This is a genomic window from Flavobacterium sp. (assembly GCF_020217025.1).
GTDB lineage: Bacteria > Bacteroidota > Bacteroidia > Flavobacteriales > Flavobacteriaceae > Flavobacterium.
Genome location: NZ_JAIWOF010000118.1, coordinates 1 through 10000, shown reverse-complemented (window position 1 = coordinate 10000; position 10000 = coordinate 1). Strand labels below are relative to the sequence as shown.

At 33.2% G+C, this 10000-nt stretch carries 11 protein-coding genes and 1 pseudogene; 7 read left to right on the top strand and 5 right to left on the bottom strand.

Annotated features, from left to right (window positions below; all coding sequences use genetic code 11):
* The coding region (locus LDL23_RS05860; RefSeq protein WP_291264875.1) for an FAD-binding protein at positions 1-599 on the bottom strand (599 nt) is incomplete at its 3' end.
* Positions 600-679: 80 nt separating this feature from the next.
* On the opposite strand from LDL23_RS05860, the gene LDL23_RS05855 reads away from it, so the two are divergent.
* Positions 680-916, top strand: a complete 237-nt coding sequence (locus tag LDL23_RS05855; protein WP_291264874.1) for a hypothetical protein — start codon at positions 680-682, stop codon at positions 914-916.
* Here LDL23_RS05855 and LDL23_RS05850 read toward each other — a convergent pair.
* On the bottom strand, positions 913-1779 hold the full coding sequence (locus LDL23_RS05850) for an AraC family transcriptional regulator (RefSeq protein WP_291264873.1): 867 nt from the start codon (positions 1777-1779) through the stop codon (positions 913-915). The two genes, LDL23_RS05855 and LDL23_RS05850, sit on opposite strands and share 4 nt — an antisense overlap.
* Positions 1780-1869: 90 nt before the next feature.
* Here LDL23_RS05850 and LDL23_RS05845 point away from each other — a divergent pair, with 90 nt between their 5' ends.
* On the top strand, positions 1870-2232 hold the full coding sequence (locus LDL23_RS05845; protein ID WP_291264872.1) for a DUF983 domain-containing protein: 363 nt from the start codon (positions 1870-1872) through the stop codon (positions 2230-2232).
* Between the two features lie 97 nt (positions 2233-2329).
* On the opposite strand, the gene recQ is transcribed toward LDL23_RS05845, so the two are convergent.
* A complete protein-coding gene (recQ, locus tag LDL23_RS05840; RefSeq protein ID WP_291264871.1) occupies positions 2330-4525 on the bottom strand; it encodes a DNA helicase RecQ in 2196 nt (731 codons plus the stop codon).
* Positions 4526-4610: 85 nt separating this feature from the next.
* Here recQ and LDL23_RS05835 point away from each other — a divergent pair, with 85 nt between their 5' ends.
* From LDL23_RS05835 to lptB, 4 genes are all read left to right on the top strand, one after another.
* On the top strand, positions 4611-5576 hold the full coding sequence (locus LDL23_RS05835; RefSeq protein WP_291264870.1) for a KpsF/GutQ family sugar-phosphate isomerase: 966 nt from the start codon (positions 4611-4613) through the stop codon (positions 5574-5576).
* On the top strand, positions 5576-6397 hold the full coding sequence (tatC, locus tag LDL23_RS05830; protein WP_291264869.1) for a twin-arginine translocase subunit TatC: 822 nt from the start codon (positions 5576-5578) through the stop codon (positions 6395-6397). The genes LDL23_RS05835 and tatC overlap by 1 nt, the downstream gene beginning before the upstream one ends.
* Positions 6398-6401: 4 nt before the next feature.
* Positions 6402-6752 carry a carboxymuconolactone decarboxylase family protein gene (locus LDL23_RS05825; RefSeq protein WP_026724505.1) on the top strand — a complete coding sequence of 117 codons (351 nt, stop codon included), beginning with the start codon at positions 6402-6404 and terminating at the stop codon, positions 6750-6752.
* An 86-nt stretch (positions 6753-6838) separates the two neighbouring features.
* Positions 6839-7639, top strand: a complete 801-nt coding sequence (gene lptB, locus LDL23_RS05820) for an LPS export ABC transporter ATP-binding protein (RefSeq protein WP_291264868.1) — start codon at positions 6839-6841, stop codon at positions 7637-7639.
* A gap of 42 nt (positions 7640-7681) precedes the next feature.
* Here the strand turns inward: lptB and LDL23_RS05815 are convergent, their stop codons facing one another.
* A complete protein-coding gene (locus tag LDL23_RS05815; protein WP_291264867.1) occupies positions 7682-8533 on the bottom strand; it encodes a glycoside hydrolase family 25 protein in 852 nt (283 codons plus the stop codon).
* The gene (locus LDL23_RS05810; RefSeq protein ID WP_291264866.1) at positions 8533-9276 is read right to left on the bottom strand and encodes a CDP-alcohol phosphatidyltransferase family protein; all 744 of its coding nucleotides are present in this window, start codon (positions 9274-9276) and stop codon (positions 8533-8535) included. The genes LDL23_RS05815 and LDL23_RS05810 overlap by 1 nt, the downstream gene beginning before the upstream one ends.
* A 189-nt stretch (positions 9277-9465) precedes the next feature.
* On the opposite strand from LDL23_RS05810, the pseudogene LDL23_RS05805 reads away from it, so the two are divergent.
* Positions 9466-10000 (top strand): annotated as a pseudogene (locus LDL23_RS05805) (hypothetical protein); the annotation flags it as partial.

Below are 10000 nucleotides of genomic sequence, written 5' to 3'. Positions count from 1 at the left end.
TCTTGAATAATTTGAGGTAACTTATTAGTACCAATATGCGGATGAGCGTCCACCATAATATCCGGTGTTGCACCAAATCCTACAAAAAGCTCTAAAATACGATCAACATCACCGCGCTTTTTTGAGCGTGTGTATAATTTTCCATCGGAATACGTTCCGGCTCCACCTTCTCCAAAACAATAATTGGAATCTTCGTTTACGATACCATCACGATTAATCGCTTTTAAATCGCGACGACGACCACGAACATCTTTTCCACGTTCTAAAACGATTGGTTTTAAGCCTAATTCGATTAATTGCAAAGCAGCGAATAATCCAGCTGGACCTGCTCCTACTACAATTACTTCTTGTTTGTTGGTAACATTGGGATAATCAGGTAATTCAATTTTTGAAGCAACATAATCTTCTCCAACCAAAAAAACATTCGCCTTAATATTCATTTTAATGGCTTTCTGACGCGCATCTATCGAACGTTTTAAAACATCCACTTTTTGAATTTCTTTTGGGCTAACCTGAAATAACTTGGCTACATGTTGGGCTAACAAACTTTCGTTTGCGGCTACTTCGGGTGAAACTTGAAATTGAAATTCGCGTGGCATAATGTATTCTTGTTAATTATGCTGCAAAAATAGTAATTTGAACCTTGACTTTGTAACTTTGCTTCTTTGAAACTTACAAAATGCGAAAAATAAAACTAATTTGGGATTTTAGAGGAGAAGCCGCAGCCAAAACAGCGGAACATCATGATATTCATCTAAACGAATATTTAGAAAAAGAGAAAATCACTTTAGAAAAAACAGGTTTTGAAATCATCAACGAAATGCACGCGATTGCTTTCATTGTGGTAGATGAAAAAGACATGATTACCTTTAGAGATATCTTAAAACCACATCGTGGTGAAATCTATCAAAATTAATTTTTAAGTTGATTGACAAATTCTGTTGGAGTTATTCCAACACTTTTTTTAAACAATTTTGAAAAATAAGAATAATTGGAATAGCCTAATTCATCGGCAATTTGAGCAATTGTTTTGTTTTGGTCTACCATAATACGCTTGCTTTCTAAAATTACTCTTCTGGTAATTAATTCGGTAATGGTAATATTCAGTATGTTTTTTGAAATTCTATTGAGGTGTTTTAAGGTTATTGCCATTTTATCTGCATAAAACGAAGGCGACTTTTCGGTTTTATAAAACTGCTCTAATAACAATTCAAATTCTTTCAATTTATGATTATAAGCGGAAGTTAAATGATTAGAATCGACATTATAAATTCTTAAAATTTCAATCAGAATACAATCTAACAAGTTGAGCATTTTGTCTTTTTTATGCAATTTGTCTTGTTCATTTTCAATTACCATTAAATCAAAATAAGGCTGAATTTGCTTCAATTCCTTATCTTTCAATTGCAATTCGGGATTGTTTTTAGACGATTGAAAAAACAAATATTCTTCAATTTTCTTGTCTCTGAAATGTAAATTATAAATCTCTTTAGAAAAGAAAACAATGTAACCCTCAATATCTGAAGAAAGTTCCCAAAGGTGAATTTGCCCCGGTTGCATCAAGAAAAAACTTCCTTTTGCAATTGCAAATTCATCAAAATCTATTTTATGCAAACCCGTTCCTTGAGTAAACAGAACCAAAACATAAAAATCATGTCGGTGTAAAGACTCAATAAAACGATGCTCTTTTAAATGATTTTGAAACGTATTGACATATAAATTGTGATGAAAGAAATTGCGTTTAAACTTCTTAATTTCGTAAACTTCGTTTTTCTTCATGTCAAAAATGTCTTTTTTGTGCTATAATATGGGAAAATACAAAACCTCTTTTAAATTATAATCGCTTAAATTTGCTAAAAATAAAAAGCAATGTTAAAAACCGTTATAAACATGTTGGGAAACAAATGTCCCAATTGCAACAAAGGAAAGATTTTCGAAAAAGGATTATTACATTTTAGTTTTAGTTTCCCGAAAATGCATGAAAATTGTTCCAATTGCGGAACAAAATTTGAAAAAGAACCCGGTTTTTTCTTTGGAGCGATGTTTGTTAGTTACGGATTGGGCGTTGCAGAAGCATTAATGACTTACTTTATCTGCATGCCATTTTTTGAAGAAACATTCGATTTGCGAATTATTCCGATTATTGGAGTTGTGATTTTAAGTCTAACCTTAGTCAATATTAAACTATCGCGAATTATCTGGATTTATATGTTTAAGGAGTATTCGATGTAAAAAGAAAATCCAAATTCTTTAAATAGAATTTGGATTTTTTATTTTTAGAATTTCTCAAATTATTTCAATCGGTGTTCCTTATTTCAAAAATTGAGAATTAATTCGCTACTTCGCTAATAAACTTAATTCGCATTAAACGGAGTTCTTCGATATCGTAATCGCCATCAAATTCTTTTAAAGCGTCTTTGATATTATCGGATTCCGAATCCATGAAATAATCGTGAATTTCTTCTTGTTGATCTTCGTCTAAAATCTCATCAATCCAATAGCGAATATTCAATTTCGTTCCTGAATATACAATCTGTTCCATTTCTTTCAACAAACCATCCATATCCAAGCCTTTGGCTTTCGCAATATCGTCTAAGCCTAGTTTTCGATCCACGTTTTGAATGATATACAACTTCAATCCAGAATTAGCTCCGGTAGATTTTACTACCAAATCATCTGGACGAATAATATCGTTATCTTCTACATATCGATTGATTAAATCAACGAATGGTTTTCCATATTTTTTAGCTTTTCCTTCTCCTACTCCATGAACATTGCTTAGTTCATCAATAGAAATTGGATATTTTAACGCCATGTCTTCCAAAGAAGGATCTTGGAAAATTACAAACGGTGGAACACCTAGTTTTTTAGCTTCTTTTTTACGTAAATCGCGTAACATAGTCATTAAAGCTTCATCGGCAGTTCCTGTAGATTTTGCTGCAGTTACTATTGCCTCATCTTCTTCTTCATTATATTCATGATCTTCCGACATCATAAAAGAAACTGGCTTTTTAATAAATGCTTCTCCTTTTTCTGACATCTTCAACACACCATATGTTTCAATATCTTTCGTTAATAAACCATCCACTAAAACTTGACGAATTAACGCCATCCAATATTTTTCATCAAAACCAGAACCACTACCAAAATAAGGTTGCGCATCTATTTTTTGTGCTTTAATAATTGCATTTACTTTACCTACAAGCGCTAAAACGACTTCTTTCGACTTGAACAACTGCTTAGTATCGCGAACTACTTTTAACAACGTAACGACTTGCTCTTGTGCTTCGACTTTTTTCTTTGGATTACGAACGTTATCATCCATATCGGCACCTTCTCCGTTAACATCATCAAATTCTTCACCAAAATAGTGTAATAAAAATTTACGACGCGACATAGAAGTTTCGGCATAAGCAACGACTTCTTGCAACAACGCAAAACCAATTTCTTGTTCAGCAACCGGTTTTCCTGAAAGGAATTTTTCTAACTTTTCAATATCTTTATACGAATAGTAAGCCAAACAATGTCCTTCACCACCATCACGACCAGCACGACCTGTTTCTTGATAATAACTTTCTAATGATTTTGGAATATCATGGTGAATTACAAAACGAACATCTGGCTTGTCGATTCCCATACCAAAAGCAATAGTTGCAACTACAACTTCTACATCTTCCATTAAGAACATGTCTTGATGTTTTGCTCTCGTTTTAGCATCTAAACCTGCATGATAGGGAACAGCACTAATACCATTGACTTGTAAAACTTGTGCAATTTCTTCCACTTTTTTACGACTCAAACAGTAAATAACACCTGATTTTCCTTTGTGTTGTTTGATGAATCGAATAATATCCGATTCTACATTTTTAGTTTTAGTACGTACTTCGTAATATAAGTTTGGACGATTAAACGAAGCTTTGAAAGTATTCGCATCAGGCATATCCAAGTTTTTCAAGATATCTTCTTGTACTTTTGGAGTAGCAGTTGCGGTTAAACCAATCATAGGCACATCGCCTAAAAGGCGAACGATATTTCTTAAGTTACGATATTCAGGACGAAAATCGTGTCCCCATTCTGAAATACAGTGTGCTTCGTCAATAGCTACAAATGATATTTTAACACTGTTTAAAAATTCAATATATTCTTCCTTTGTTAACGATTCAGGGGCTACGTATAACAATTTTGTTATGCCCGAAGTAATGTCTTTTTTTACTTTGGCAATCTCAGTTTTATTCAATGAAGAATTCAAAACATGGGCAATTCCTTGTTCTGAACTTAAACTTCGAATCGCATCTACTTGGTTTTTCATTAGGGCAATCAGCGGAGAAACCACAATTGCAGTTCCTTCCAATACCAAGGCTGGTAACTGATAACAAAGCGACTTTCCACCACCAGTAGGCATAATCACAAAGGTATTATTTCCTGTGATGATACTTTTAACTACTTGTTCCTGAAGCCCTTTGAATTGGTTAAAACCAAAATATTTCTTTAATTCTTTATGTAAATCAATTTCGTGTGGATTCATTCTCTATTAATATGATTTTACCTAAATTTGCAAACATAAAGATACGATTTTCTTTTATACACACAAATTTTTTAATATTTCTATTTTGAGCACAACTGATACGATTTTAGCTACCGCAAAACGAACTTTACTTTCGGAAAGTAAAAGCATCGCAGATCTAGTGAATTATCTTGACGAGGACTTTGCAAAAAGTGTTACCGCAATCTACAACACCAAAGGAAGACTAGTTATAACTGGAATTGGCAAAAGCGCTTTAATCGCTCAAAAGATTGTAGCTACTTTAAATTCAACGGGAACGCCTTCTATGTTTTTACATGCAGCCGAAGCGGTTCATGGTGATTTAGGAATGGTGCAACCAGAGGATATTATAATTTGTATTTCAAAAAGCGGTAATAGTCCAGAAATTAAAGTATTGGCGCCGTTATTAAAACGTTTTGGCAATACCTTGATTGGGATGACGGCTGATAAAAATTCGTTCCTAGGAAAAGAATCACACTACATTTTACATGCTTATGTAGAAAGCGAAGCGTGTCCAAACAATCTAGCACCAACCAACAGTACTACTGCTCAATTAGTATTAGGTGATGCTTTAGCAGTTTGTTTGATGGAAATGCGCAACTTTAAAAGTGAAGATTTTGCCGTATATCATCCAGGTGGTGCACTTGGAAAAAAATTATTATTGCGTGTAAAAGATATGTTGGATACTACTCACAAACCAATGGTAACTCCAGATGCTTCTATCAAAAAAGTGATTATGGAGATTTCCGAAAAACGTTTGGGTGTAACAGCAGTTATTGAAAACAATCAAGTAATTGGCATTGTAACCGATGGCGATATTCGCCGTATGTTGAACAATCGTGATACTTTTACCGATTTAACCGCGCAAGACATCATGACGAAAAATCCAAAAAACATCAATTCTAGCATTTTAGTTTCGGAAGCGTTAAACATTTTAGAAAACAACTCGATTACGCAATTAGTTGTAATTGACAACAATGAATACAAAGGAATACTTCACTTACACGATATTTTAAAAGAAGGAATCGTATAATGGCAAATAAAAACATAAAAGAGATGTCGTTTTTAGATCATCTCGAAGAATTACGTTGGTTATTAGTAAGAAGTTCAGCTGCCATTCTAATTTGTGGAATTGTAGCTTTCTTTTTCAGTGATTTTATATTTAATGAAATCATTTTCGGCCCTAAAAATCCAGACTTTGTTACATACCAATTCTTTTGCGATTTAGGAAAACAATTTGATATGGGCGATACGATGTGTATAACCGAAATCAATCTTCCTATTCAAAACAGAGAAATGGGCGGACAATTTTCAATGCACATGTGGACATCCATTACGGTAGGATTTATTTTCGCCTTCCCTTTCATTTTATGGGAAATTTGGAAATTTATTAGTCCGGCTTTATATGAAAAAGAGAAGAAATACGCGGCATCGTTTATCATTATTTCTTCGATATTATTTTTTATCGGAGTTTTATTTGGGTACTATTTAATTGCACCATTATCCGTTCAATTCTTTGCGAGTTATATTGTGAGTCCAGAAATTAGCAATTCGATTGATATTGATTCCTACATGAGTTTGATGAAAACATCCGCTATTGCAAGTGGATTGTTATTTGAATTACCTATCATCATTTTCTTCTTAACCAAGATTGGATTAGTCACTCCCGAATTTTTAAGAAAATACAGAAAATACACTTTAGTTGTCGTATTGGTAGTAGCGGCTGTCATTACACCACCCGATGTTTTGAGCCAAATTATCGTTACAATTCCAATTATGATATTATACGAAGCAAGTATTTTAATTAGTATTTTGGTAGTAAAAAGTCAAGAAAAAGAAAAATTAAAAGCATAAAAAAATGGCAGATTTAGTAAAAGAATTCAACGATTATCGTTCAAAAATGAACGAAAAATTATTAGCCGACAACAACAAAGTCATCAAAAGAATTTTTAATGTAGACACGAATGCCTACATGGAAGGTGCTTTAGATGTAAAAACTAAAGAACTATTAGGTTTAGTAGCTTCAGCGGTTTTACGTTGCGATGATTGTATCAAATATCATTTAGAAACCGCTTATAAAAACGGCGTTACTAAAGAAGAAATGATGGAAAGCATGGGAATTGCCACTTTAGTAGGCGGAACCATCGTAATTCCTCATTTAAGAAGAGCGTATGAGTTTTGGGAAGCCCTAGAAGAGCAAACTAAATAATTGTTAAAAGATAAATTGTTAAATTGTTTATTCGTTTATTTGTAAATCGATTAAACAATTCAACTTCTAAACAAGTAAACCTTAGAATGAAATTAAGAGCAGAAAATTTAGTCAAAACCTACAAAAAAAGAAGTGTAGTAAAAGGGATTTCCGTTGAAGTAAACCAAGGAGAAATCGTAGGTTTATTAGGTCCAAATGGTGCCGGAAAAACCACTTCGTTCTACATGATTGTAGGTTTAGTAAAACCAAATAGCGGCCATATCTATTTAGATGATATGGACATTACCAATTTTCCTATGTACAAACGAGCACAAAACGGAATTGGCTATTTGGCACAAGAAGCTTCTGTGTTTAGAAAATTGAGTATTGAAGATAATATATTGAGTGTACTGCAATTAACCACACTTTCAAAAGCCGAACAAGAAGCTAAAATGGAAGAATTAATTGCAGAATTCGCATTAGAACACATTCGTACCAATCGTGGAGATTTACTTTCAGGAGGAGAACGTCGTCGTACAGAAATTGCTCGTGCTTTAGCAACTGATCCAAAATTCATTCTGTTAGACGAACCTTTTGCAGGAGTTGACCCTGTAGCAGTTGAGGATATTCAAAGAATTGTAGCCCAATTAAAAAACAAAAACATCGGAATTTTAATTACCGACCACAACGTTCAAGAAACCTTAGCGATTACCGACAAAACCTACTTAATGTTTGAAGGAGGTATTCTAAAAGCTGGAAAACCAGAAGAGCTAGCTGCCGACGAAGTTGTAAGACGTGTTTATTTAGGACAAAATTTCGAATTAAGAAGAACCAAAATCGACTTTGAAGCGCCTAAAACCACCATCATTCACGGCAAAGGAGAATTGAATTTAAATAAAGAAGAATAAAAAAATCCCTCAAATAGATTGAGGGATTTTTTTATAATTTAATCATCGAATACACTTTAATAACAACTTATTTTTATCGCCATTAAAAATATTGATATCCACCATACCTTCTATACCTGCAATTTGAGCTTTTTCGGTGAATTGCCAAAACGACCAATCGTCTTCTAAATGATTACGCCAAAAATTATAGTTGGCAATCCAAAGCGGATATTCTGAAAATTCTTCTTTCAAAAAATCGGTGTAATAACTCTCGCCTGAATAAATGATTGGCTTGACTTTATAATGCTTTTCTACTTTTTTCAGCCAACGACGTAATCCTACTTTTAGGCTATCAATCGATTGTGATTTGGGTAATTTTTCAATATCCAAAACAGGAGGCAAATCGCCTTTTTGCAACTTTACAATTTTGATAAAATTTTCGGCTTGTTCAATCGAATTTTCATTAGGACGATAATAATGATAAGCACCACGAATGAGTTGGCGTTCTTTTGAAGCTTTCCAATTTTCTTTAAATTTGGAATCTATTTTATTTTTTCCAGCGGTAGCGCGAATAAAAACAAACGACAACTCAAACGATTCGTCAAGGTGATAGGTTTGTTCCCAATCAATTTCGCTTTGGTATTCCGAAACATCAAAACCAATGACTTTGTCATCGTGTTTGTGTAACACTTCGTAAATTCGGATGTCGGCTAATTTTCGTTCTTCTTTAGAAAGTGTAGCTACATTTTTATCGGTTTTAAAACCTAAATAATACAAGAAACCATCGCGAAAGGTATAAACTCCAATCGCAACAAATAAAAACAGAACAAAAGAAATGAAGTAGAAAATCCATTTACTTGTAGCGTTGGATTTTCGTTTTGTAGTAGGTTTTCGTCTGTAATTTTTAGAAGCCATTACGCCTTAGCCGCCATTTTATTACTAATTACAGAAATCAGCACATAACTGATAATAATCAATGGAATAGCAACAAATCCTAAAATAAAAAAAGACAACAAAGAACCAATTAAAAACAAGATTTGCTTTTTATACTTCGCCCAAGTAAACTCTTTTATTTTCAAAGAAAATAACGGAATTTCAGCGTTTAAAATATACGAACTCAAAATCGTAATAAACAACAACACAAAAGGATTGTATAAAATGGCTGTCAATCCTTCAAAGTCATTAGCATATTGAATCATGGGAATACTCATAATTACTAATGCATTAGCAGGTGTTGGCAAACCAATAAAAGAATCGGTTTGACGGGTATCGATGTTAAAATTTGCCAAACGATAGCAAGAAGCCAACGTAATTAAAAAGCCTAAATAAGGCACAAATCCCATATAAAAATACTCTTCCGTTAAATAATAAACCGAAGTGGAATCTTCCTGAATATTTTGAAACAAGACAAACATCATCAATCCTGGCACTACACCACAAGTCACCATATCGGCTAAAGAATCCAACTGCACACCTAAAGGTCCAGCTACATTGAATTTTCTAGCTAAAAATCCGTCCCAAAAATCAAAGAAAATACCCAAACAAACAAAAATAAACGCTTCATCATAATAGCCTTTAAAAATAGCAATGATAGCTAATAATCCTGCTGCTAAGTTTAGCAAAGTGATCAGATTGGGAATGTGTTTTTTGATATTCATATAACGTGACTTTAAAACTCTTGATTAAATTTAATGTTGATATTACAACTAAAACGAATGGCAAAATTACAACTAAAAAAGTCCTAAAAACAAGCCATCATTAATTTACAGCAAATGTAATACAATAAGTTAATACTTTTAGAGTTTACTATTTGAGAAATTTATTTCATCTTTGTAAAAAAATTGGCATTGAAAAAGACCATTTTACTACTTATAATTTGTTTTAGTGGGACTACCTATGGGCAAACTGTTAGAAAATATTCCAATGAATTCATGAATATTGGAGTTGACGCTGCTGCTTTGGGAATGTCTAATGCAGTTGTGTCGCATACTGGCGATGTAAATTCAGGCTATTGGAATCCTGCAGGATTATTAAAATTAGAAGACAAACAATTCGCTTTGATGCATGCCAATTATTTTGCGAATATTGCTCAATATGACTATGCTGGTTTTGCGATGCCAATCGACGACAGAAGTGCAATTGGAATTTCTTTAATTCGTTTTGGAGTTGATGATATCTTAAATACTACCCAATTAATCGATAGCGAAGGAAATATTGATTACAATAGAATTTCTCTTTTCTCCACTGCTGATTATGGTTTAACCCTATCTTATGCCAGAAGTTTACCTATTGAAGGCTTAAATTACGGAGTAAATGCAAAAGTAATACGAAGAGTAATTGGAGATTTTGCTAATTCGTGGGGATTTGGATTGGATTTAGGAA

What these genes read in the sequence shown, in the direction of transcription:
- LDL23_RS05855 (WP_291264874.1), top strand. Translation starts at nt 680, where the DNA reads ATGCGAAAAATAAAACTAATTTGGGATTTTAGAGGAGAAGCCGCAGCC.
- LDL23_RS05850 (WP_291264873.1), bottom strand. Translation starts at nt 1,779, where the DNA reads ATGAAGAAAAACGAAGTTTACGAAATTAAGAAGTTTAAACGCAATTTC.
- LDL23_RS05845 (WP_291264872.1), top strand. Translation starts at nt 1,870, where the DNA reads ATGTTAAAAACCGTTATAAACATGTTGGGAAACAAATGTCCCAATTGC.
- recQ (WP_291264871.1), bottom strand. Translation starts at nt 4,525, where the DNA reads ATGAATCCACACGAAATTGATTTACATAAAGAATTAAAGAAATATTTT.
- tatC (WP_291264869.1), top strand. Translation starts at nt 5,576, where the DNA reads ATGGCAAATAAAAACATAAAAGAGATGTCGTTTTTAGATCATCTCGAA.
- LDL23_RS05825 (WP_026724505.1), top strand. Translation starts at nt 6,402, where the DNA reads ATGGCAGATTTAGTAAAAGAATTCAACGATTATCGTTCAAAAATGAAC.
- lptB (WP_291264868.1), top strand. Translation starts at nt 6,839, where the DNA reads ATGAAATTAAGAGCAGAAAATTTAGTCAAAACCTACAAAAAAAGAAGT.
- LDL23_RS05815 (WP_291264867.1), bottom strand. Translation starts at nt 8,533, where the DNA reads ATGGCTTCTAAAAATTACAGACGAAAACCTACTACAAAACGAAAATCC.
- LDL23_RS05810 (WP_291264866.1), bottom strand. Translation starts at nt 9,276, where the DNA reads ATGAATATCAAAAAACACATTCCCAATCTGATCACTTTGCTAAACTTA.